Origin of the sequence: Kitasatospora mediocidica KCTC 9733 (assembly GCF_000744225.1) — a bacterium.
Lineage (GTDB): Bacteria > Actinomycetota > Actinomycetes > Streptomycetales > Streptomycetaceae > Kitasatospora > Kitasatospora mediocidica.
In genome coordinates this window covers 1,055,650-1,079,627 of sequence record NZ_JQLN01000005.1, presented here as the reverse complement: position 1 = coordinate 1,079,627, position 23,978 = coordinate 1,055,650, and the positions used below count along the sequence as shown (strand labels likewise).

Below are 23,978 nucleotides of genomic sequence, written 5' to 3'. Positions count from 1 at the left end.
CGGAGGGGGTGGCTGGACGGCCGTGCTCCGGTCGAGTGTTGACGTGCGCCCACCTGTGCCCCCTGGCTCCGGCGGCACCGCAGCAGTTCGCTATGGGCTGTGGGTCGGCCCGCCGTCGAGGACCCGGCGGGCCGGGGGATGCCGCTGCCACAGTTCCCCGCGGGTGGCGGCCGGAGTCCGGGAGGGCATGCGGATGCCCTCCCGGTCTTTGCGCCGCTTTTTGGCCATATGGGCATGGCCATGACGCATCCGGGGCAACCGATGGCGGCGGCCGTACCGGGCCGTCGCTGGGCCCGGGTGGTCCGGCGCCGCGATCGGACGCGCGGCGCCGGCCGCCCGGGCGGTCCGGTTCGCTTCGGTGGCCGCCGCTGGGAGCGGCCCGGCCGACCACGCCGCGCGGCCCGGGCCACGGAGGGGGAGGCCCGGCCCGCGCGCGCCCACCCGTCCGCCCCAGAACCGCCCGGCCGTCGGTGCTGGTGTCCGAAATCGGCGGGGAGCACACGAAATCACCCGACCGTGCCCGGAATCACCCGACCCCGAGCATGGTCGCCTTCACCGCCTCCGGTGGCACGATGTCCCTCGGAGCCGCCTTGGCCGGCTCCGAGAGGTCCACACCCGGTGGAGGCACGATGCGGTGGCTTGCGGGCTGGAGCGGCGGGGTAGCCGGCTCCCGGAACCTGACGCGTCGTCGGTTCGCCCCCGACCCGCCACGCGCCGCCACGCGCGCCCCCCGGCAGCCTCTCGCGCCCCCCGCAGGCCCTGGCGCGTTCGCCCTTCCGAGCGCCCCCACCGCGCACGACGCGCTGGCCGCCCTCGCCGCCGTCCGCCCACTGGCCGCCAGCACGCTCTGGGACGGCCCCGACCCGCTCTGGGCCGTGGGCGACTGGCGTCCGGAGGAGATCCGGCAAGCCGTGCTCCGCCCCGGCGCCGCACCCGAGGTCAGCACCGGACCGGCCACCGTCGATCTGCACGAGGACGGCGAGGCGGTGGTCCGGCTGGCCGTCCTGGGCCACTGCGGAGCCAGCGACGAGGAACTCGCCGCCGGCCTCGCCGCGGCCCGGGGTGGCGCGGTGCGCCATCTGACGTCCTGGCCCGGCAGTTACACCGTCCTGCTCCGGGTCGGCACCCGCAGCACGCTGCTGCTCGCGGACCTGGCCGGCGCGCAGCCGCTCTTCCACACCCCCTGGTGCGGCGGCACCGCCTACGCCACCGCCGGGCTCGCGCTCGCCGACCTGATCGGCGCGCCGGTCGACACCGGCCACCTCGCCGCCCGGCTCGCCTGCCCCGAGTCGCCGGAGGCGCTGGGCACCGGCACGCCGTACGTCGGCGTCCGGCGGGTGCCGCCCGGCCACACCCTGGCGGTCCGCGGCGGCCGCCCGCACGTCACCGGCTACGACGACGAGGGTGCGCCCGGGAACGGCCCCGGGAGCGGCGGGGAGGCCCCGGCGGTCCGGGAGTTGACGCGCAGTCTGCTGGAGGCGGTGCGCTCCCGGGTGCGCAGCTCGCCGGCCGCCCCCGGTCCCGGCCCGGCCCGGCCGCGGATCGGCGCCGACCTCTCGTACGGCACCGCCTCGACCACGGTGGCGCTGCTGGCCGCGGCCGTCCCGATCGGCCGGGCCACCGCGCCCGTCACGCCGGCCGAGCCCGCGACCGCCGCCGTCCTCACCGGCGCGTCGCCCGGCGGAGCGCTGCCGGTGCCCACCCCGCGCAACGGCGCGGTGAAGGGCTCCTGGGCCCGCCCGGCCGACGCCGCCGTGCCGCCCCCCGAGCCGGAACTGCTGGCCGCCGTCACCTTCCACGAGTCCGCCAGGGCCGAACCCGCCACGGTCCCCGGCGCGGTGGCCGACCGGACCCCGCGACTGCGCCACACCGTGCTGGCGGCCACCCCGCGGACCCTCCCGTACGCGGACCTGGACGACCCGCTGGCCGGGCCGCTCACCGACGAGCCCGGACGCGCCCTGGTGACCGCCGCGGCCCTCGCGGCCCGGCTCGCCGCAGGCGGCGCCGACCATCTCACGGGGTACGGCGCCCGCCAGGTCCTGGACGGCCATCCGGCCCGGCTCGCCGACCTGATCCGGGACGGCCGGCCGCGCGAGCTGCTGCCGCCCGTCGCCGCGCTGGCCGGCGCGGACCGGGCCCTGGCGGGCACGCTGACCGGCGCCGTCCGGACCCCCGTCACGGTGCTCCGGGCGGCCCGACGGCTGGCCCGGGCGGGCTACGCCGAGGCGTTGGACGACGTCGCGGTGCAGCTGTCGGCCCGCAGAGGACCCGTTCGGCCGGGCGTGCGGGGCGGCGCACGCGCCGGCGTGCAGCTCACCGCAGGGGCGTACTCCGCCGCCGACCTCGCCTGGTGCGTCCCCGGCCCGGCCGCCCGCTGGCTCTCCGACGACGCGCTCTCCGCCGTCGCGCTGCGCCTGCGGGTCGCGGCCCGCGGACCCGAACCCGAGGACCACCCCGGCGTACGCCGCGCGCGGCTCGCGCTGCACCACCACGCCGCCGGCTTCCGCACGCTCCTCCAGGCCGCCGAACAGCACGGCCAGCGCCTGCACGCGCCGTTCCTGGACAACCGGGTCCTGCGGGCCACCCGGCTGCTCCCGATCGACGTCCGCCTCCAGCCCGGCGCCCGGCACGCCCTGCTGCGCGCCGTACTGGCGGGGGCGGGCCGCGCCGACCTGCCCGCCGACTGGGGACGCGTCGCCCGCCCGGACCGGGCCGCCGCCGCCCGCAAGGGCCTGCGGCTGGCCGCCGACCCGCTGACCGAACTCTTCCGCGAACCGCTGCTCGCCGAGGCCGGCCTGATCGACCTCCCCGCCGTCCGGCAGGCCCTGACCCGCGCCGCCGACCCGCACGCCGAACTCCCGCCGGGCACCCTGGACGGGCTGGCCGACCTGGTCTCCACCGAACTCTGGCTGCGCCGTCTGCAGGCCCGCCGGCACGGCTCCTGCTGGACCGGCCTCCCGCTGCCCGAACGCCGCGCCGTCGCGGCCGCGCGCTTCCCGTAGGCGTCGCCGCGCGCTTTTCCCGGCCGCGCTCTCCCCGGGCCGCGCTTCCCCCGTGGCGTTGACGGGCGGCGGCCCCCGCTCGATGGATCATGGCCTGCGTGCGGGTGCGCCCGGCCGGACCGCGCACCCCCGTCGCAGACCCACCGGAGGCCGTGGTGACCAGCACCGATCCGCCAGCCGTCACCCCGCCGCCGGGGCTCCTCGCGCCCGCCGTCGCACCCGCGGGCATCTCCGTCGAGCTGCCGGGCCCGCCGCAGCCGCCCGGGATCCTGGCGGCCTGCGACGGCTCGGACGGTTCGCTGTGGGCGCTGGACCGCGCGATGACCGAGGCCGAGCTGTTCGGGCTGCCGCTCTACGTCCTCGCCGTCGTCAACCCGTCCCCCGGCGGCTACCCGCCCGGGATGGCCGAGCTGGTGCAGGAGAGCGTGGAGCGGCTGACGTCGAGCATGGCGGACGGCCTGCACCGGGCGGTGTCGGCCGTGGAGCGGGCGCGCGGCCACGCGTTCGACGGCCGGATGTCCCTGCACGTGGTGCTCGGCCGGGTGGTGGAGGTGCTGCTCGCCGCCAGTGCCGGCCAGCACACCCTGGTGGTCGGCACCCGTGGCAACGGGGGCTTCAGCCGCCTGCTGCTCGGCTCGGTGAGCACGGCCGCCGTGCACCACGCGGCCTGTCCGGTCCTGGTGGTCCCGGCGCCGCCCGCGCGCGGCTGAGCCGCACCGCGGGGTGCCGCCGGGTGGGCGGCCGGGAATGCGGAGCCGGACATTTCGGTTCACTCTTCCGGCCGACACCCCACCCCGTTGACAGGAGCCAGCCCCCATGAAGGTCGAGATCTACTCCGACATCGCCTGCCCCTGGTGCTGGATCGGCAAGCGCCGGTTCGACCAGGCCCTGGAGCGTTTCGCCGGGCGCGACGACGTCGAGGTGATCTACCGGCCGTACCAGCTGGTGCCGGACGCCCCGGCGACCGCGAGCCCGCACCGCGCCTGGCTCGCCGAGCGCTACGGGCCGCAGTCCCGCGCGATGGACGACCGGGTGACCGAGCTCGGCCGCGCCGAGGGCCTGACCTACGACTTCGACGCCGCGCAGCACGCCAACACCTTCCTGGGCCACCGGCTGCTCCACCTCGCCGAGGCCGAGTACGGCCCGGCGGTGCAGGGCGTCCTCAAGGAGCTGCTGCTCAAGGCGCACTTCAGCGACGGCGTGGACGTCGGCGACCGGGCCGCGCTCACCGAGGTCGCGGTGGCGGCCGGGCTCGACCGTCAGCGGGTCGTCGAGTACCTGGCCGGCGACGAGGGCGCCGACGAGGTGAGCGCGCTGCTCGCGGAGGCCCGTGACCTGGGGATCAGCGCCGTGCCGACCTTCGTCTTCGAGGGGCAGTGGGCGGTGCAGGGCGGCCAGGAGGTGGACACCTTCGTGAAGGTCCTGGAGCAGGTGACCGCCGACATGGCGGCCGCCGCCGACGCCTCCGAGGCCGCCGCCGCGCGCCGGACTCCGGACGCGGACGCCTGCGCCGACGGAGCCTGCGCCGTCTGACGCGGGCCCGGCCGGCGCGGCGGCCTCGGGATCAGCCCCGGCCTCAGCAGGTGAAGCGGGCGTCGGCCCAGTCGCCGAGGGCCCCCGCCCACCACAGCCCGTCGGCGGACCGCACCACCAGCCGGATCGAGTGCTGCCCGGCCAGCGGCACGTGCACCGCTACCGGCGTCGCCCCGGCGGCGAGCCGCGGCGAGGTCCAGAGCGTGCGGTCGCCGTCCCCGGTCACCGAGAAGACCACCCCGCCGGTGGCCGGGGTGATGTCGTCCACCCCCGCGACGGCGTCGTAGGAGGTGCACGGCCGGTTGAGGTCGAGCGTCACGGATGACGGGACGGCCATCGAGATGCCGCGCCGGTAGTCGGTGCCGCCCATCGAGAGGGCCTGCCGCTGCCAGAGCCAGTCGCTCGCCGAGGCGTCGATGCTCGGTCCCGCCGGGGGCACCCGCTGCGAGCCCTTGCTGAACGGCAGGCTGTCCAACCAGTAGCTGGTCAGCGTCGGGACGGGCGGGGTCGGCACGGGCACCGACGGCGGCGGGACGATCGGCGGCGTCGGCACCGGCGGCGGGGTCGGCTTCGGCGGGGGCGTCGGGATCGGCGGCAGTGTCGGGACGGGGGCGGGGACGGGTGTCGGGGTGGGCGTCGGTTTCGCCGACGGCCTGGGGGTCGGCTTCGGCGCGTGGGTGGGGGGCGGGGTCGGCTTCGGCGCAGGTGGGGTGGGCAGCGGCGTCGGGACGGGCGCCGGGACCGGGGCGGCCGGAGCCGGCTTCGGGGTCGCCGGGGCGCTGCTGACCGGGGGTGCCGCGACCGGTGGCCGGGCCTCGGGGGCGGTGGTCAGGGCGTAGGCCACCGCCGCTGCGGCGGCCACCGCGACGGCGGCGGCGATGCCGGCCTTGGCCACGGTGCCGAGTCCCTCGCCCGCAGCGGCGGCAGCGCCGCCTCCCGAGCCTCCGGCGCTGCCGCCGGCCCTGCCGCGGCGCCCGCGGCTCCGCTCGCGGCACTCCCGCCACTCGCGGCCGCACCACCGGCCGTTGCACCACTCGCCGCTGCGGCCCCGCCCACCGCCGCGCCACCGGCCAGCGCTCCCGCGCCGAGCGCGGCCGCGGCGGCCGAGAAGGCCCCGGACCCGACCCAGAGCAGCGCGCCGCCGGGCAGCACCACCCGCAGGCCGTGGTTGATGTCGGCCAGCTCCAGGTAGGCGGTCGTGCACCGGTCGCATTCCTGCAGGTGCCGCCCGACCTCGGCGGAGGCCCGCTTGCGCAGCGAGCCCCGGGCGTACAGGCCCAGCCGGTTGGCGTACTCCTCGCACCCCTGCTGCTGGGTCCCCGAGACGTGCGCCTGGAGGAACCCGGCGGCCAGTCGCGAGCGGGCCCGGTGCGCCTGGACCGCGGTGGCGTTGGCGGTCTTGCCGAGCAGCACCGCGACGGTCTTGGGTGACTCCTGTTCGACCTCGGTGTGCCAGAGCAGCATCCGGTCGTCCTCGGGCAGTTCGACGAAGGCCCGCATCACCATCCGCTGGTCGGCCTGCGCGATGGCCCAGGCGTCCGCGCCCGGGTCTGCGAGGTCGTACTCCACCGCCCCGGCGGCCGCGGACTGCGCGAAGACGCTGAAGTCGTCGACCAGTTGTTCGCGCCGCTCACTGCGGGCCCAGGCCGCGGCCACATTGCGGACGGCGGTCAGCAGGTAGGCCCGAACGGCGAATTCCGGTCCCTTGCCGGCCTTCAGCGCCTGCAGCGTGCGGGCGAAGACCTCGCCCGCCAGGTCCTCGGCGGTGAAGCTGTCCCGGCAGCAGGTCCGGGCGTAGCGACGGACCGGAACGGCGTGCCGACGGTAGATCTCCTCGTAGGCGCGGTCGTCCCCGGCGCGCACCAGCGCCGTCAACTCCGCGTCGGAGGGCGGCCGGTCGCCGTCCACCGGGTCGGCCGGCGGGGGCACCTTGCCGACGGTGGGCGGCTCGTCGCCGCCGGCCGGGCGCAGGCCCACGAAGGCCGCGGGCGTCACGCCGCCCTGGCCGGCGTTGGCCTGGCCGGGCACCCGTCCGGCCACCGGCCCGACGCCGTACGGGGAGTCGGCGAGCGACTCACGCGGCGGCGCGCCGGCCTGGCCGGGAACCTGCCCGGTGGACGGCTCTCCGAGTCCGGCGCCGCGCTCGCTGCCGCGCTCCGTCCCCCGCTCGGTGCCGAAGCCCGCGCCGAAGTCGTAGTCGTGCTCGTTCTGGTCCTCTGCGCTCACGGGCCCACTCTGCCGTTCCCGGCATGCCCGTTGACACCCCTGAGCACGGTCGGTGCGGCGCACGGCGCCGGTGCGCACCGCGTCGGCGTTCGGCGCGCCGGTGCGTGAGCGGCCCGGGCGGCGGGCGAGGCACCACGAAGGGTACGCACTGGGACATTGGCTCCAACCACGGCCAAAGAATGGCATAGCGGAGAGGGCTCCGGTAGCCGGACGGCCCGCGACCCACTCTTCCGGGGAGGTCGCCCACCGCCTGTTCGGCTTTCCCGTCCACGCCAGTTGACGCCGGGCCACCGGACGGCTGCTGCCCGGCCCGCCGCCCGGGCGGACGCCTCCGCTCGTCCGCCCGGATGGCAGGCGCGGCCGCTCAGCTCGCGCGCAGCCCGTCCAGCAGGATGCGCAACAGCCGCTCGGCGGGCTCCGCGCTGTCCACCCCGGCACCCCGCCCGATCGAGGGCGGCACCGCGGCGGTCAGCACCAGGACGATCTCCGACACCGTCACGCCGGCCCGCAGTTCACCGGCCGCCGCCGCCCGGGCGACCAGCGCGGCCAGCAGCCGCAGCAGCTGCCGTGGATCCGCGTCCGCCTCGGTCGCGGACGCCGGTGGCTCCGCGGGCTCGACGGCAACTCCCGTACCGGCGAACGCACCCGGCGCAGCAGCCGACGCCGCAGTCGGTGCCGCGCCCGGCTCGGGCCCCACCGCGGCGTCGTCCCAGGACGGCCGTTGCTCGGGCACCCGCGCCAGCTCCTCCGCGTACCGGAACGCCTCCGGCGGCAGCAGCCGTCCGGCGCCGGTGGCCACAGCGGTGGCCAGGTAGGCGGCGAGTGCCTCCCAGGGCCCGGCGAGGCCGTACAGCGCCTCCTTGGCCCGGGCGGTCAGCCAGGCGACCTCCTCGGCGGCGATCCGCTGGACCAGTACCTCCTTGCTGGGGAAGCGCCGGTACACCGTGCCGACGCCCACGCCGGCCCGCCGGGCGACCTCCTCCATCGGTGCGTCGTAGCCGAGTTCACCGAAGACCTCACGTGCGGCCCGCAGCACGCTCTCCAGATTGCGCCGGGCGTCGACCCGCAGCCTGCTCCCGCCCGTGCGCCGCTCCTCGGTCGTGCCGGCGGGGCCTTCGTGCTCCGGCCCGGCCCGGTACGGGACTGACAGTGGGCTGCGTTGTTCGGGGACCGTATTCGCCCCGATCTGCGGCCCGGTCGGCTCGCCCAGCAGAAGATGCTCCTGTTCCATCATCCCAACCCTCCCCCGCAGGGGCCCTGTTCCAGGCCCCTGTGCGTAGTCGCAACAGCCGGCCGTGGGGCGCCGCCGTCCAGCCCCACCACTCGGCCCCCATGAGTGCCCGGCCCAGGTGTGCAGCCGGACTCCTGGCCCGCCCGGCGATCGGGGTCGGCCTGCCCGGGCGAGGATCGCCTGCGGACTACCCTTCCCCGTTTCAGCGTGCGCCAGTCGGCCTGGACGGCCAACGGTAAATCAGGCCGTAATGGATTCACCACCCGGGGTGACGAATTGATGTGTCCGGATGACCCGCAGACGACCGGCGCGAGACCCCCGGCGGACCCGCGGGTGACCCGGCGGCGCCCCCGGGCCGCCCGCCGCCGACCGAAATCCGTCGCGCCGGATCCGGTACGCACTGTGGACAAGAGGCACCCCGGCAGTGCGTCATGGTTGCGTGAACCAGGTCACATCGACAGGGGGTGCCGTCATCCGGATCCTGATCGTGGGCGGCGGCTGCGCCGGGCTGACTGCGGCGGCCCGCCTCCAGCAGGGCCTGCGGGCCGAACTGCGCTCCGGCGCCGTGCAGATCACCGTGGTCGAGAACCGGCCCTACCTGACCTACCAGCCACTGCTGGCCGAGGTCGCGGCGGGATCGATCGACCCCCGGCACGTGGTGGTGCCGCTGCGCCGGGCGCTGCCCGGGTGCCGCGTGCTCACCGCGCGGATCGCCCGGATCGACCATGCGCGCCGACTCGCCTGGATCGTCCCCGAGACCGGACCCGAGATCGAACTCTCGTACGAGCAGCTGGTTCTGGCGGCAGGTTCGGTCTCCCGGACGCAGCCGATCCCCGGGCTCGCCGAACACGGCCTCGGTTTCGGCACGGTCGGCGAGGCGGTCGGTCTGCGCAACCACATCCTGGAGCAGCTGGACATCGCCTCCTCCACCCGCGATCCCGAACTGCGCCAGGCCGCCCTGACCTTCGTCTTCGTCGGCGGCGGCTACGCGGGCGTCGGCGCGCTCGCCGAGCTGGAGGACATGGCCAGGTACGCGCTGCGCGGCTACCCCAACATCCAGCCCAACGACCTGCGGTGGGTGCTGGTGGAGTCGGGCGACCGGATTCTGGCCGAGGCCGATCCGGTGCTGGCCGGGCACACCCTCGTCCACCTGCGCGAACGCGGGGTGGACGTCCGGCTCTCCACCACTCTGGAGTCCGCGCAGGGCCGGGTGACGGCCCTCTCGGACGGCAGCCGGTTCGCCGCCCGCACGCTGGTCTGGACCGCTGGAGTGCGCCCGGCGCCCTTGCTGGGCGCCACCGACCTCCCCCTGGACGAGGGCGGCCGGGTCCGCTGCCTGCCCACCCTGCGGGTGGCCGGGCCGGACGGCGGCCCGCTCGCGGACGCCTGGGCGGCCGGCGACTGCGCGGCGGTACCGGACCCGGGAGCCGACGGCGCGCTCTGCGCGCCGAACGCCCAGCACGCGCTGGGACAGGCCGAGCTGCTGGCAGACAATCTGATCGCCGCACTGGGTGCCGGCGGCCCGGCCGGGGCAGCCGGCTCCGACCGCGCCGAGCGGGCGTACCGGCCCGAGCGCCTCTGCTCCTCCGCGTCGCTGGGCCTCGGCCGAGGAGTCGCCCACACCCGGCGGCGCAGCCTCACCGGGCGCCGGGCCTGGCTGCTGCACCGCGCCCGCACGCTGCGCGCACTGCCCAGCCCGGACCGCCGGGTGCGGATTCTCGCGGACTGGATCCTCGCCGGCCTCTTCACCCGTGAAGTCGTATCCCTGGGATCACTGGAACATCCGCGAGCCGAGTTCGAGGCGGCCGTCGACTCGGTCGAGGGCTGACCCCCTCGACCGGGCCGTACAACACGACCAACACACGTACGACTTCCGGAATCGCTCCTCCACCTGTCAGGATCTGCCTGACAGACCGTCACGGCCTGTGCAAACGCATGTACGAAACGTGACGGCCCCTTTTGACTTCGAGGAAGCGAAATCGGTTGAACCTCATGCGCTGGAGTGCGCGGCTGGCCGGAGCCCCGTGGCGCGTCGCCCCGCCGACGGACGACGCCGTCGCCGTGCCCGGACCGCGCGACCCGCTCGGACCGGCCGGCTGCTCCGCCGGCCTGTCGGCCGCACCGCCGCTCGACCTGCATGAGCTGTACGACCTGCGGGACGTCCTCGGCCGGCTGCCCGCGCCGGTCGCCGTCACCTACGGCGCCCGGCACCGCCTGGGCTACGCCAACCGCGCCTACCGCGAACTGTTCGGCGCCCGTACGGCCGGCCTCCCGGCCGACGAGGCGATGCCCGAGCTGGCCGAACTGGGCCTGCTTCCCCTGCTGGACCAGGTGCTCCGCAGCGGTCGCGAACGCAGCGTCAAGGCCCGGTGCATCCAGGACAGCGCCCCCGGCGGCCGCTCGCGCCACTTCAACGTCTCCTGCGTGCCGCTGCACGCGAACGAGCTCGCGTCGGCTCAGCCGAACGGCTCCGGCGGCGTCCGCGAGGGGCGGGCCCCCGTGCCGGTCGGTGTGCTGATCTCGGCGGCCGAGGTGACCGACCAGGTCCAGGCCGCCGTCCGGCTGCGCGAGGCCGAGCGCCGCCAGCGCGAGGCCGCGGTCACCCTGCAGCGCAGCCTGCTCCCGCAGGAGCTCGAACAGCCGGCCGACCTCAACGTCGCCGCCACCTACCAGCCGGGCGGCGCCGAGGCCGCCGTCGGCGGCGACTGGTATGACGTGATCAGCCTGCGCGGCGGGCGGACCGCCCTGGTGATCGGCGACGTGATGGGCCGGGGGCTGCGCGCCGCGGCGGTGATGGGACAGCTGAGGACGGCGGTGCGTGCGTACGCCCGCCTCGACCTCCCCCCGCACCAGGTGCTGGGCCTGCTCGACGGCATCGCCATGGAGATCGACGCCAACCAGATCGCCACCTGCGTGTACGCCGTCTACGACCCGCCCTCAGACTCCGTCCGGGGGCGCCCCCAGGCCGGCACGCTCACCTACGCCTCGGCCGGCCACCTGCCGCTGATGCTCCGCTCCCCGGACGGCACCGTCCTCCAGGGCGAGCAGCAGAACGGACCACCGCTGGGCACCGGCGGCGGCAGCCACAGCTCGCACGTCCTGCGCCTGCTGCCGGGGACCACCGGCGTCCTCTACACCGACGGCCTGGTCGAGCGCCGGGACCAGGACATCGACGAGGGCCTCGGCCAGCTCGCCCGCACCCTGGCCGGCGCGGTCGGCTCCCCGGACGTCGTCTGCGCCCGCCTCCTCCGCGCCATGGGCGTGACCGCCGACCACGACGACGACGTCGCGGTGCTGGCCTTCCAGCTGCCCCTGCGCCCGCCCCCGGCAGCAGGGGTTGACTCGACCCCCGAGGAGGTCTAGTGTTCTTCGAGCTGCCTGCCTGGGAGCACCGGACGCGCGCTCTGCACGGACGGTCCCGGGGTAGCCACTCCTCCGAAACACCTTTCTCGGCAATCAACCGCCTTTCTGCGCACTGTCGCAGGGGTGCTGTTTTGCTGTGCCGGTATTGAGGTGAGTGGGGTCGGATTCGCCTTTCGGGGCGGGGCTGGGCTAAAGTTCAACACGTCGGACAGGCCGTCAGGTCGGTTACGGCGAAGGGCACTTGAGGCCAAGTGGTGCGGAAGACCTGCTAAGGTCGGAGGCACTGCGGCAGGAAAGCGAGTGGGAAACGCCGAACGGCGGATCTGATAAGCTGAATGCAGAACGAAACGCAGTACTGAGCGAAACACTCGGAGAGCTTGCGAGAGCGGCTTGAAGACAGTGTCCGTTCCTTGAGAACTCAACAGCGTGCCAAAAGTCAACGCCAGATATGTTGACATCCCCGGCCTCGGTCTTTGATCGGGGTTGGAGATTCCTTTTGAAGTAAGACACAGCGAGGACGCAGTGCACGTAGCCACCCTATTCCGGTGGTTGTCGTGCCGCTCAACGCGGGTGTTCGGCCCGATTACGGGCAGACATTCACGGAGAGTTTGATCCTGGCTCAGGACGAACGCTGGCGGCGTGCTTAACACATGCAAGTCGAACGATGAAGCCTTCGGGTGGATTAGTGGCGAACGGGTGAGTAACACGTGGGAAATCTGCCCTGCACTCTGGGACAAGCCTTGGAAACGAGGTCTAATACCGGATATGACCTGTCCTCGCATGGGGGTGGGTGGAAAGCTCCGGCGGTGCAGGATGATCCCGCGGCCTATCAGCTTGTTGGTGGGGTAATGGCCTACCAAGGCGACGACGGGTAGCCGGCCTGAGAGGGCGACCGGCCACACTGGGACTGAGACACGGCCCAGACTCCTACGGGAGGCAGCAGTGGGGAATATTGCACAATGGGCGAAAGCCTGATGCAGCGACGCCGCGTGAGGGATGAAGGCCTTCGGGTCGTAAACCTCTTTCAGCAGGGAAGAAGCGCAAGTGACGGTACCTGCAGAAGAAGCACCGGCTAACTACGTGCCAGCAGCCGCGGTAATACGTAGGGTGCGAGCGTTGTCCGGAATTATTGGGCGTAAAGAGCTCGTAGGCGGCTTGTCACGTCGGATGTGAAAGCCCGGGGCTTAACCCCGGGTCTGCATTCGATACGGGCAGGCTAGAGTGTGGTAGGGGAGATCGGAATTCCTGGTGTAGCGGTGAAATGCGCAGATATCAGGAGGAACACCGGTGGCGAAGGCGGATCTCTGGGCCATTACTGACGCTGAGGAGCGAAAGCGTGGGGAGCGAACAGGATTAGATACCCTGGTAGTCCACGCCGTAAACGGTGGGAACTAGGTGTTGGCGACATTCCACGTCGTCGGTGCCGCAGCTAACGCATTAAGTTCCCCGCCTGGGGAGTACGGCCGCAAGGCTAAAACTCAAAGGAATTGACGGGGGCCCGCACAAGCAGCGGAGCATGTGGCTTAATTCGACGCAACGCGAAGAACCTTACCAAGGCTTGACATATACCGGAAACGGCCAGAGATGGTCGCCCCCTTGTGGTCGGTATACAGGTGGTGCATGGTTGTCGTCAGCTCGTGTCGTGAGATGTTGGGTTAAGTCCCGCAACGAGCGCAACCCTTGTTCTGTGTTGCCAGCATGCCTTTCGGGGTGATGGGGACTCACAGGAGACTGCCGGGGTCAACTCGGAGGAAGGTGGGGACGACGTCAAATCATCATGCCCCTTATGTCTTGGGCTGCACACGTGCTACAATGGTCGGTACAAAGGGCTGCGATGCCGCGAGGCGGAGCGAATCCCAAAAAGCCGGCCTCAGTTCGGATTGGGGTCTGCAACTCGACCCCATGAAGTTGGAGTTGCTAGTAATCGCAGATCAGCATGCTGCGGTGAATACGTTCCCGGGCCTTGTACACACCGCCCGTCACGTCACGAAAGTCGGTAACACCCGAAGCCGGTGGCCTAACCCGTAAGGGGAGGAGCCGTCGAAGGTGGGACCAGCGATTGGGACGAAGTCGTAACAAGGTAGCCGTACCGGAAGGTGCGGCTGGATCACCTCCTTTCTAAGGAGCACATGGCCGCTTGCGAGCAAATGTCTCGCACGGTTGCTCATGGGTGGAACGTTGACTATTCGGCACACACGGTTGGTTGTTACCAGTACTGCACTTCGGTGCGTGGAACGTTTCAGCGGGTCGGGTGTGTCGGGCACGTTGTTGGGTCCTGAGGGAACGGCCGTATGGCTGGTACCTCTGGAGCCGGTCCCACGGACACTGCCTCATTCTTGGGGTTGTGTAGGTGGGTGTCTGGTCGTTGTTTGAGAACTGCACAGTGGACGCGAGCATCTGTGGCCAAGTTTTTAAGGGCGCACGGTGGATGCCTTGGCACTAGGAACCGATGAAGGACGTGGGAGGCCACGATAGTCCCCGGGGAGCCGTCAACCAGGCTTTGATCCGGGGGTTTCCGAATGGGGAAACCCGGCAGTCGTCATGGGCTGTCACCCATACCTGAACACATAGGGTATGTGGAGGGAACGAGGGGAAGTGAAACATCTCAGTACCCTCAGGAAGAGAAAACAACCGTGATTCCGGGAGTAGTGGCGAGCGAAACCGGATGAGGCTAAACCGTATTGGTGTGATACCCGGCAGGGGTTGCCAATGCGGGGTCGTGGGAAAGTTCTTCAGTCGTCTGCCGGCGGCTGGGTGAGTCAGAAACCGTATGGGTAGTCGAAGGACATGCGAAAGGTCCGGCGTAGAGGGTAAGACCCCCGTAGACGAAATCTGTACGGCTCACTTGAGCTTCTCCCAAGTAGCACGGAGCCCGAGAAATTCCGTGTGAATCTGGCGGGACCACCCGCTAAGCCTAAATATTCCCTAGTGACCGATAGCGGATAGTACCGTGAGGGAATGGTGAAAAGTACCGCGGGAGCGGAGTGAAATAGTACCTGAAACCGTGTGCCTACAAGCCGTGGGAGCGTCGGACACCAGCTTGCTGTGTGTCTCGTGACTGCGTGCCTTTTGAAGAATGAGCCTGCGAGTTTGCGGTGTGTAGCGAGGTTAACCCGTGTGGGGTAGCCGTAGCGAAAGCGAGTCCGAATAGGGCGGTTGAGTTGCATGCCCAAGACCCGAAGCGGAGTGATCTAGCCATGGGCAGGTTGAAGCGGAGGTAAGACTTCGTGGAGGACCGAACCCACCAGGGTTGAAAACCTGGGGGATGACCTGTGGTTAGGGGTGAAAGGCCAATCAAACTCCGTGATAGCTGGTTCTCCCCGAAATGCATTTAGGTGCAGCGTCACGTGTTTCTTGCCGGAGGTAGAGCACTGGATAGGCGATGGGCCTCACCGGGTTACTGACCTTAGCCAAACTCCGAATGCCGGTAAGTGAGAGCGTGGCAGTGAGACTGTGGGGGATAAGCTCCATGGTCGAGAGGGAAACAGCCCAGAACACCGACTAAGGTCCCTAAGCGTGTGCTAAGTGGGAAAGGATGTGGAGTCGCACAGACAACCAGGAGGTTGGCTTAGAAGCAGCCATCCTTGAAAGAGTGCGTAATAGCTCACTGGTCAAGTGATTCCGCGCCGACAATGTAGCGGGGCTCAAGCACACCACCGAAGTCGTGTCATTGCAGCAATACTCCCAACGGGGGCTGTGATGGGTAGGGGAGCGTCGTGTGCCGGGTGAAGCAGCGGAGGAATCCAGTTGTGGACGGTTCACGAGTGAGAATGCAGGCATGAGTAGCGATACAAGAGTGGGAAACTCTTGCGCCGATTGACCAAGGGTTCCTGGGTCAAGCTGATCTGCCCAGGGTAAGTCGGGACCTAAGGCGAGGCCGACAGGCGTAGTCGATGGACAACGGGTTGATATTCCCGTACCCGCTTTGAAGCGCCAACGTCGAACCTCTGAATGCTAAAGCCGCGAAGCCGGCCTGGAGTCTTCGGACGAAGGGACGTGGTGGAGCCGCTGACCCAACAGGGTAGTAGGTGAGCGATGGGGTGACGCAGGAAGGTAGTCCAGCCCGGGCGGTGGTTGTCCCGGGGTAAGGGTGTAGGCCGAGTGATAGGCAAATCCGTCACTCATTGAGGCTGAGACCTGATGCCGAGCCGATTGTGGTGAAGTGGATGATCCTATGCTGTCGAGAAAAGCCTCTAGCGAGTTTCATGGCGGCCCGTACCCCAAACCGACTCAGGTGGTCAGGTAGAGAATACCGAGGCGTTCGGGTGAACTATGGTTAAGGAACTCGGCAAAATGCCCCCGTAACTTCGGGAGAAGGGGGGCCACACCTGGTGATGGAATTTACTTCCTGAGCTGGGGGTGGCCGCAGAGACCAGCGAGAAGCGACTGTTTACTAAAAACACAGGTCCGTGCGAAGCCGTAAGGCGATGTATACGGACTGACGCCTGCCCGGTGCTGGAACGTTAAGGGGACCGGTTAGTCTAGTTTCGACTAGGCGAAGCTGAGAACTTAAGCGCCAGTAAACGGCGGTGGTAACTATAACCATCCTAAGGTAGCGAAATTCCTTGTCGGGTAAGTTCCGACCTGCACGAATGGCGTAACGACTTCTCGACTGTCTCAACCATAGGCCCGGTGAAATTGCATTACGAGTAAAGATGCTCGTTTCGCGCAGCAGGACGGAAAGACCCCGGGACCTTTACTATAGCTTGATATTGGTGTTCGGTTCGGCTTGTGTAGGATAGGTGGGAGACTTTGAAGCGGCAACGCCAGTTGTCGTGGAGTCGACGTTGAAATACCACTCTGGTCGTGCTGGATGTCTAACCTAGGTCCGTGATCCGGATCAGGGACAGTGTCTGGTGGGTAGTTTAACTGGGGCGGTTGCCTCCTAAAGAGTAACGGAGGCGCCCAAAGGTTCCCTCAGCCTGGTTGGCAATCAGGTGTTGAGTGTAAGTGCACAAGGGAGCTTGACTGTGAGACCGACGGGTCGAGCAGGTGCGAAAGCAGGGACTAGTGATCCGGCGGTGGCTTGTGGAAGCGCCGTCGCTCAACGGATAAAAGGTACCCCGGGGATAACAGGCTGATCTTCCCCAAGAGTCCATATCGACGGGATGGTTTGGCACCTCGATGTCGGCTCGTCGCATCCTGGGGCTGGAGTAGGTCCCAAGGGTTGGGCTGTTCGCCCATTAAAGCGGTACGCGAGCTGGGTTTAGAACGTCGTGAGACAGTTCGGTCCCTATCCGCTGTGCGCGTAGGAATATTGAGAAGGGCTGTCCCTAGTACGAGAGGACCGGGACGGACGAACCTCTGGTGTGCCAGTTGTCCTGCCAAGGGCATGGCTGGTTGGCTACGTTCGGGAGGGATAACCGCTGAAAGCATCTAAGCGGGAAGCCTGCTTCGAGATGAGTATTCCCACCTCCTTGAGAGGGTAAGGCTCCCAGTAGACGACTGGGTTGATAGGCCGGATGTGGAAGCCCAGTAATGGGTGGAGCTGACCGGTACTAATAAGCCGAGGGCTTGTCCTCAGTTGCTCGCGTCCACTGTGTTGTTCTGAAACAACGACCCCATCCCTGTTTGGTCACGGGGGTGGTGCGGTTGACAGTTTCATAGTGTTTCGGTGGTCATAGCGTGAGGGAAACGCCCGGTTACATTCCGAACCCGGAAGCTAAGCCTCACAGCGCCGATGGTACTGCAGGGGGGACCCTGTGGGAGAGTAGGACGCCGCCGAACAATCATTCCAGATAGCCCCCATCCGAGAAATCGGATGGGGGTTATCTGCGTTTCCCCCGCTTCGAGTCGAAATCGCCGGCGCACCGACGGGCTGACGTAGGGTCGGCTCATGGACGCGACGACGGGGGCGAGCCCCGACAAGCAGGAGAGTGCGGTCATCACGTACTCGGTGCTGCAACCGGGCGGGCGGGACAGCGCACTCCAGGTCCTGGCCGCCGCCTTCGAGGAGGACGGGCGTGAGGCCGTCTCCGAGCAGGGGCGGATCCGCCTGCGCTCGGAGCAGGCCAGGCCGGGCATCAGCCACTTCCTCCGCCAGGACACGAGCTACGCCCAGCTGGAGGCGCCGGCCGACGGCGGAGTGTCGACGGCCGAACTCGTGGTCACGCCGCAGCAGCGCGGTCGCGGGTACGGTCGGGAGCTGCTCGACGCCGTGCTGGCCCGGTCCGCCGGACCGGTCGACTTCTGGGCGCACGGCGGCCACCCGGCGGCCCGTCACCTGGCCGACCGTTACCACGCCGAACTGGTCCGCGAGTTGCGCCAGATGCGACGCACCCTGCCCGCAGAGGGACCGGCAGAGGGGCCGGCAGAGGGACCCGACCGGGCCGAGCAGCGCTTCGACGACGTGCCCCTCCCCGCCGGCATCACCCTGCGCACCTTCCGCCCGGGCACGGACGACGAGGCCTGGCTGCGACTCAACGCCCTCGCCTTCGCCCACCACCCCGAGCAGGGCTCCTGGACGCGCCAGGACCTGGCCGACCGGATCGCCGAGCCATGGTTCGACCCGAACGGCTTCTTCCTCGCCACCCGCGGGGACCGCGTGGTCGGCTTCCACTGGACGAAGGTCCACCCGCCCACCGCGGGGGAGCCCGCCATGGGCGAGGTCTACGTGGTCGGCGTCGACCCCGCGGAGCAGGGCAACGGCCTCGGCCGCGCACTCACCGCGGCCGGTCTGCGCCATCTGGCCGCAGACCGCGGCCTCTCCACCGTGCTGCTTTACGTGGACGCGGACAATCCCGCCGCCGTCCGGGTCTACGAGCGGCTCGGCTTCACCGTGCACGAGATCGACCTGGTCTACCGAGTGCCTGCCCCACCGGCCTCAGCGGCCACGGCGGGGTAGCGCCCGGCGGTCGAGGGAGGGACGGGTTCCGGTGTCGGCCGCAGGGCCGACCGCCTCAGCTTTCCTCCTGGCCATGCGGTGTTTACCGTGGATTCAGTTGCCGCCGCAAAGATCACAGGATGACGTCCGTAGTGTCTCGCTCCCGCAGCTCTGGCCCCGCGGCCCGGTCCGGTCGGATATCGACCGCACCAGGCGGCTGGGCCTACCCGCAGGCGGCGACGGTTTCGGAGCCTCCGGATCACTCGGACCTCATCTCTGTGGAGGAGCTGGAACCCATGAGCATCCCCCGTCCCGTCACCGCCGGAGCACCATCGGGAGAGGAGTCCGGAGCCCCCGACGCCACCGGTGGTACTTCCGCCACCGCGCGGGCGGGCAGGGCTCCCGGCCTCTCACCCGACCAGATCGCCGCGCTCGCCGACCTGGATTCCGAGGAGCTCCCGCAGGGGCGCTTCCTCGACCGTGAGCGCAGCTGGCTCGCCTTCAACGAGCGCGTGCTCGAACTGGCCGAGGACCCGCAGATCCCGCTGCTGGAGCGCACCAAGTTCCTGGCGATCTTCGCCAGCAACCTGGACGAGTTCTTCATGGTCCGGGTGGCCGGCCTGAAGCGCCGGATCGCCACCGGGGTCGCCCAGCGCAGTGCGTCCGGTCTCCAGCCGCGCGAGGTGCTCGACCTCATCTGGACCAAGTCGCGCGAACTCATGGCCCGGCACGCGGCCGCCTTCCAGCAGGAAGTCCTGCCCGACCTCGCAGCCGAGGGCATCGCGCTGGTCCGCTGGGCCGAGCTGTCGGACAAGGAGCAGGCCCGCCTGCACACCATGTTCCGCCAGCACATCTTCCCGGTGCTGACCCCGCTGGCGGTCGACCCCGCGCACCCGTTCCCGTACATATCGGGCCTGAGCCTCAACCTGGCCGTGGTGGTCCGCAACCCGGTCTCCGGGCACAAGCACTTCGCCCGCGTGAAGGTGCCGCAGGCTCTCACCCGGTTCCTGGAGGCCTCCGCCCAGCGCTACGTCCCGCTGGAGGACGTCATGGGCGCGCATCTGGAGGAGCTCTTCCCGGGGATGGAGGTGCTCGCCCACCACGCCTTCCGGGTCACCCGTAACGAGGACCTGGAGGTGGAGGAGGACGACACCGAGAACATCCTCAAGGCGCTGGAGAAGGAGCTGATGCGCCGCCGGTTCGGGCCGCCGGTCCGGCTGGAGGTCGAGGAGTCGATCGACCCCTACATCCTCGACCTGTTGATCCGCGAGCTGAACATCACCGAGGCCGAGGTCTTCCCGCTGGCGGGCCCGCTCGACCTGACCGGGCTCTTCGGCATCGCCGACCTCGACCGGCCGGAGCTCAAGTACGCCAAGTTCGTGGCCGGCACCGCCCGCGGGCTGACCGACGTCGAGTCGGCATCGCAGCCGGACATCTTCGCCGCGATGCGCGAGCGCGAGGTCCTGCTGCACCACCCGTACGACAGCTTCTCCACCTCCGTGCTGGCCTTCCTGGAGCAGGCGGCCAACGACCCGCACGTGCTGGCGATCAAGCAGACGCTCTACCGCACCTCGGGCGACTCGCCGATCGTCGACGCGCTGATCGACGCCGCCGAGTCCGGCAAGCAGGTGCTCGTCCTGGTGGAGATCAAGGCACGCTTCGACGAGCAGGCCAACATCAAGTGGGCCCGCAAGCTGGAGGAGTCCGGCTGCCACGTGGTCTACGGCCTGGTCGGCCTCAAGACGCACAGCAAGCTCTCCCTGGTGGTCCGCCAGGAGGGTGACATGCTGCGCCGCTACGCGCACGTCGGCACCGGCAACTACCACCCCAAGACCGCGCGGATGTACGAGGACCTCGGTCTGCTGACCTCGGACCCGCAGGTCGGCGCGGACCTCTCGGACCTCTTCAACCGGCTCTCCGGCTACTCGCGCCACGAGTCCTACCGCCGGCTGCTGACCGCCCCGCGCAGTCTGCGCGACGGCTTGATCGCCCGGATCCACCAGGAGATCGAGCACCACCGCGCCGGCCGGCCGGCCTCGGTGAAGATCAAGGTCAACTCGATCGTCGACGAGGCCGTGATCGACGCGCTCTACCGGGCCTCCCGGGCGGGCGTGCCGGTGGACGTCTGGGTGCGCGGGATCTGCGCGATCCGGCCCGGTGTGGACGGGCTGAGCGAGAACATCCGGGTGCGCAGCATCCTCGGGCGCTTCCTGGAGCACTCCCGGATCTTCATCTTCGGCAACGGCGGGGACCCGGAGGTCTGGTTCGGCAGCGCCGACATGATGCACCGCAACCTGGACCGGCGGATCGAGGCCCTGGTCCGGCTGGTCGACCCGGGACACCGTGCCGAGCTGTCCGGGCTGCTCGACCTCGGGATGGCGGAGGACACCTCCTCCTGGCACCTGGGTTCGGACGGGGCGTGGACCAGGCACAGCCAGGACGCCGACGGGCATCGGCTCCGCGACATCCAGGAACTGCTCATCGACTCGCGCCAGCGCCGTCGGAGTTCCTCCACCGCGCTCTGACCATCCGTCGCCTTGCCCTGGGGGAACGGGGAGTACCCAAGACATGACTGACGCGCCCATGACGACTCCGGCGGCTTCCACCGAAACCGCCGGAGAGACCCTCTCGCGCTATCTGACCGGCCAGGCGAGCGCCTTCCTGCGCGCCCTGCCGCAGGCGGTCGGCGAGGCGGGCGCCAGACCGGGCGCCCTGCCGTCGGTGAACTCGCCGACCGGCACGGCGGGGACGGGGGAGTTGCTGCGCGCCGTGCGCCGGATCGGCGGCGCCCTACACACGTTCGACGCGGTCTTCGACAACGCCTGGGCGCACGAGTCGCGCTCCGAGCTGCGCTGGCTGCTCAACCTGCTCGCGCAGGAGCCCGCGTACGTCCGGCGCTCGGCCCGCCTGCTGGCCGCGCTCGACTCGCTCAGCTCGACGTCGCCGGCCGGCGACGGTGCCGGGCCGGGGATGCTGGCCGGGCACCAGGGCGCGCCCAAGGCCCGGGCGCTGCTCGACCGGCAGTTGACGCTGTCCCGGACCAGGGCGCACAGCACGCTGCTGCAGGAACTGCGCTCGTCCCGGCTGCATGCGCTGGCGGACCGGATGACGCTGCTGGTGGGGGAGGCACCGCTCGTCCAGCCGATGGCCGGGCAGAGTGGGGCGACGCTGCTGGTCCAGGCCTCGGGGGCGTTCGGCGCGCTGGCCGCCGCCGTTCAGGGACTCCCGCTGCAGCGGGTCGCCGGGGCGTACCACGGTGACGCGCTGCACCGGCTGGGCGCCACGGCCGCGCCGCCGACCGGGGGCGTTCCGGTGCAGGCGCGCGGTGCGGGCGCGGCGGCCGCTCCCGGTGACGCCGACACGGCGCTGGCGGCGGACGACGCGCCATGGCGGCGGGCGCGGATCCTGCTGAAACGGGCCCGGTACGCGTTGGAGGTGTGCGGCCGTTCGGCGCCCGAGCTGGACGCGCTCGATCAGGTGCTCGACCGTCACCAGGACGCCTCGGACGCGGCGATGACCGCCGCCACCGCGGCGCGCACGCCGAGGATCACCCCGGCGACCGCCTACGTCCTGGGGGTGGTGCATGCTGATCAACGACTTGAGGTGGAGGCGGCCCGGCACGCCTTCGGCCGCCAGTGGCCTGACCTCCCGCACCACGGATGGCATGAATGGGCGAGCGCCTGACCGCAGACCAGCAGCAGAACCGCCCCGGCCCCCGGATGGCGGCGTCCGGGCACTCCGCCGCCGGGCACGGCGGTGACCCCGCGCGGGCCGAGTGGACGGAGGGCGCCGAGCGCCTGGGCCGGCGCAAGCTGCGCGAGGCCAAGATGCCCGGCGCCTGGGGAGGTCCGGGCCGGGGTGTGTCCAAGTCCCCCGCCCAGCAGCACCAGGCCGGGGCGAAGAAGAGCGGCCGGGGCAGCACGGTGCTGGCCGCCGGCGCGGTGCTCTGGGTCCCCGACGGGACGCGCAAGAAGGACGGCACTGCGCGCAAGCCGCGGATCGCGCTGATCCACCGGCCGAAGTACGACGACTGGAGCCTGCCCAAGGGCAAGCTGCTCGCGGGCGAGACCCCGTGGCAGGCGGCCCTGCGGGAGGTCGAGGAGGAGACCGGCCTGGTCTGCCGGCTGGTCGCGCCGCTGCCCTCCCAGTACTACCTGGCGAACGGGCGGCCCAAGGAGGTCCGCTACTGGTCCGCCGTGCCGCTGAGCGGCGAGTTCCGGCCCAATCGGGAGGTGGACCGGATGAAGTGGCTCAAGCCGGGCAAGGCCAGGGAGAAGCTGACCCACGCCCGTGACCGCGAGCTGATCGACGCCCTGTTGGAGCAGCTCGCCGAGGCCGGCGAGGACCGGTAGTTCGGCGTGTCTTGGCCGAATCCTTGCTGTGATGCAACCGTGACTACCGGCTGGTGTTTCCTGGCATCCTTTCGAGGTTCACTCCCCGTTCATTTATGACCGGCTGACGTGTCACTTGCCCGGCCTAACTTCGGTCGTACCGGAGGGCCGGAGAGGCCCCGGACCACAGCAAGGTCTGCCCCGTCCGAATGATCGGGCGTGCGTGGCGGACTGTGCCAAAGAAAGGGACACCCTGTGAAGCTCCAGCGGAACGGCCGCACCAAGGCCCTCGCGATCGGTGCCGTGGCGCTCGTCAGCTCGCTGTCGCTCGCTGCCTGCGGCTCGGACAACAACACCACCGCCTCCGGTGGCAGCTCCGCCAGTGGCGGCGCCGCCTCCCCGGCCGCCATCACCTGTGCCGCCAAGCAGGCGCCGCTGCTCGGCGCCGGCTCGAGCGCCCAGGGCGACGCGATCGACGTGTGGAAGAACACCTTCGGCGCGGCCTGCTCCGGCAGCACGCTGAACTACAACCCGGTCGGCTCCGGTGCCGGTGTCCAGCAGTTCAACCAGGGCAAGGTCGCCTTCGCCGGCTCCGACTCGGCCCTGAAGCCCGCCGATGTCACCGCCTCGCAGGCGGTCTGCGCCGGTGGCGGCAAGGGTGTCGACATCCCGATGGTCGGTGGCCTCGTCTCGATCGTCTACAACGTCGACGGTGTCAGCAACCTCGTGCTCGACGGCCCGACCATCGCCAAGATCTTCGACTCGAAGATCACCACCTGGAACGACCCGGCGATCGCCGCGCTGAACCCGGGCGTGACCCTCCCGTCCAGCCCGATCCAGGCCTTCCACCGCTCGGACGACTCGGGCACCACGCAGAACCTGACCGCCTACCTGGCGAAGACCTCGGCCGGCAACTGGGCCTACCCGTCCAGCAAGACCTGGGCCGGCCACGGCGGCCAGTCGGCGAACCTCAGCGCCGGTGTCGCCTCGCAGGTCAAGGCCGTCAAGGACTCGATCGGCTACGTCGAGCTGTCCTACGCGCAGAGCAACAACCTGAAGAGCGCCTCCATCAACACGGGCGCCTCCAAGCCGGTCGAGGCGACCGCCGCCAACGCCGCCACCACGATCGCCACCGCGACGCCCGCCGGCACCGGCAGCGACCTGGCGCTCAACCTGGACTACGCGACCAAGACCGAGGGTGCCTACCCGATCGTCCTGGTCACCTACGAGATCGCCTGCGACAAGGGCAACGCGCCCGCGACGCTGGACACCCTCAAGTCCTTCCTGACCTACACGATCAGCGACGCCGGCCAGAAGGCCATCGGCGACAAGGGCTACGTCCCGCTCCCCTCGTCGGTCACCGACAAGGTGAAGGCCCTGATCCCGACCCTCGCCTGATCCACTCGCTCCATCCGGTCGGCGGTCCCGCTCAAGGGGGGACGGGACCGCCGACCGGAGTTCCACCAGCA

At 70.5% G+C, this 23,978-nt stretch carries 12 protein-coding genes, 3 rRNA genes and 1 pseudogene; 13 read left to right on the top strand and 3 right to left on the bottom strand.

Translation table 11 applies throughout. The annotated features are described in order from the left end of the window. The first annotated feature begins 629 nt into the window (after nt 1–629). From BS80_RS18800 to BS80_RS18790, 3 genes are all read left to right on the top strand, one after another. Nucleotides 630–3,002, top strand: coding sequence for an asparagine synthase-related protein (locus BS80_RS18800; protein WP_157536375.1), 2,373 nt, complete (start codon nt 630–632; stop codon nt 3,000–3,002). 155 nt (nt 3,003–3,157) lie between these two features. Beyond that, nucleotides 3,158–3,712, top strand: a complete 555-nt coding sequence (locus BS80_RS18795; protein WP_198045558.1) for a universal stress protein — start codon at nt 3,158–3,160, stop codon at nt 3,710–3,712. A 106-nt stretch (nt 3,713–3,818) separates the two neighbouring features. After that, the gene (locus BS80_RS18790) at nt 3,819–4,535 is read left to right on the top strand and encodes a DsbA family oxidoreductase (protein WP_035798882.1); all 717 of its coding nucleotides are present in this window, start codon (nt 3,819–3,821) and stop codon (nt 4,533–4,535) included. 43 nt (nt 4,536–4,578) lie between these two features. On the opposite strand, the gene BS80_RS42885 is transcribed toward BS80_RS18790, so the two are convergent. From BS80_RS42885 to BS80_RS18780, 3 genes are all read right to left on the bottom strand, one after another. Then, nucleotides 4,579–5,430, bottom strand: coding sequence for an NPCBM/NEW2 domain-containing protein (locus BS80_RS42885; RefSeq protein WP_051966775.1), 852 nt, complete (start codon nt 5,428–5,430; stop codon nt 4,579–4,581). After that, nucleotides 5,364–6,761, bottom strand: coding sequence for a sigma-70 family RNA polymerase sigma factor (locus BS80_RS42880; RefSeq protein WP_051966774.1), 1,398 nt, complete (start codon nt 6,759–6,761; stop codon nt 5,364–5,366). The genes BS80_RS42885 and BS80_RS42880 overlap by 67 nt, the downstream gene beginning before the upstream one ends. A 364-nt stretch (nt 6,762–7,125) precedes the next feature. Then, nucleotides 7,126–7,995: a TetR/AcrR family transcriptional regulator gene (locus BS80_RS18780; protein WP_232246525.1), complete on the bottom strand. Its 870-nt coding sequence runs from the start codon at nt 7,993–7,995 to the stop codon at nt 7,126–7,128. A gap of 436 nt (nt 7,996–8,431) precedes the next feature. Here BS80_RS18780 and BS80_RS18775 point away from each other — a divergent pair, with 436 nt between their 5' ends. From BS80_RS18775 to pstS, 10 genes and pseudogenes are all read left to right on the top strand, one after another. After that, nucleotides 8,432–9,820 (top strand): NAD(P)/FAD-dependent oxidoreductase, encoded by a 1,389-nt coding sequence (locus tag BS80_RS18775; protein ID WP_232246524.1) that lies wholly within the window; start codon nt 8,432–8,434, stop codon nt 9,818–9,820. 155 nt (nt 9,821–9,975) lie between these two features. Then, nucleotides 9,976–11,319: pseudogene (locus BS80_RS18770) on the top strand (PP2C family protein-serine/threonine phosphatase); the annotation flags it as partial. 632 nt (nt 11,320–11,951) lie between these two features. Next, nucleotides 11,952–13,473: ribosomal RNA gene (locus BS80_RS18765) — 16S ribosomal RNA — on the top strand. Nucleotides 13,474–13,756: 283 nt separating this feature from the next. Further along, nucleotides 13,757–16,877, top strand: a 23S ribosomal RNA gene (locus BS80_RS18760). 88 nt (nt 16,878–16,965) lie between these two features. Continuing rightward, nucleotides 16,966–17,082 (top strand): 5S ribosomal RNA (rrf, locus tag BS80_RS18755). Together the 16S, 23S and 5S rRNA genes form the textbook arrangement of a ribosomal RNA operon. A gap of 109 nt (nt 17,083–17,191) precedes the next feature. Further along, entirely contained in the window at nt 17,192–18,199 is a 1,008-nt protein-coding gene (gene mshD / locus BS80_RS18750; protein ID WP_051966772.1) for a mycothiol synthase, read from the top strand. A 275-nt stretch (nt 18,200–18,474) separates the two neighbouring features. Then, a complete protein-coding gene (locus tag BS80_RS18745) occupies nt 18,475–20,703 on the top strand; it encodes an RNA degradosome polyphosphate kinase (RefSeq protein WP_051966771.1) in 2,229 nt (742 codons plus the stop codon). Nucleotides 20,704–20,746: 43 nt separating this feature from the next. Continuing rightward, nucleotides 20,747–21,862 carry a CHAD domain-containing protein gene (locus tag BS80_RS18740; protein ID WP_063772007.1) on the top strand — a complete coding sequence of 372 codons (1,116 nt, stop codon included), beginning with the start codon at nt 20,747–20,749 and terminating at the stop codon, nt 21,860–21,862. Continuing rightward, entirely contained in the window at nt 21,847–22,530 is a 684-nt protein-coding gene (locus BS80_RS44115; RefSeq protein WP_408607392.1) for an NUDIX hydrolase, read from the top strand. The genes BS80_RS18740 and BS80_RS44115 overlap by 16 nt, the downstream gene beginning before the upstream one ends. A 234-nt stretch (nt 22,531–22,764) precedes the next feature. After that, on the top strand, nt 22,765–23,907 hold the full coding sequence (gene pstS, locus BS80_RS18730; RefSeq protein WP_035798881.1) for a phosphate ABC transporter substrate-binding protein PstS: 1,143 nt from the start codon (nt 22,765–22,767) through the stop codon (nt 23,905–23,907). The last annotated feature ends 71 nt before the right edge of the window (nt 23,908–23,978 follow it).

Bases quoted from the DNA above. Each gene is read 5' to 3' on its own strand.
- BS80_RS18800 (WP_157536375.1), top strand. From the start codon at position 630: ATGCGGTGGCTTGCGGGCTGGAGCGGCGGGGTAGCCGGCTCCCGGAAC.
- BS80_RS18790 (WP_035798882.1), top strand. From the start codon at position 3,819: ATGAAGGTCGAGATCTACTCCGACATCGCCTGCCCCTGGTGCTGGATC.
- BS80_RS18780 (WP_232246525.1), bottom strand. From the start codon at position 7,995: ATGATGGAACAGGAGCATCTTCTGCTGGGCGAGCCGACCGGGCCGCAG.
- mshD (WP_051966772.1), top strand. From the start codon at position 17,192: ATGGACGCGACGACGGGGGCGAGCCCCGACAAGCAGGAGAGTGCGGTC.
- BS80_RS18745 (WP_051966771.1), top strand. From the start codon at position 18,475: ATGAGCATCCCCCGTCCCGTCACCGCCGGAGCACCATCGGGAGAGGAG.
- BS80_RS18740 (WP_063772007.1), top strand. From the start codon at position 20,747: ATGACTGACGCGCCCATGACGACTCCGGCGGCTTCCACCGAAACCGCC.
- BS80_RS44115 (WP_408607392.1), top strand. From the start codon at position 21,847: ATGGGCGAGCGCCTGACCGCAGACCAGCAGCAGAACCGCCCCGGCCCC.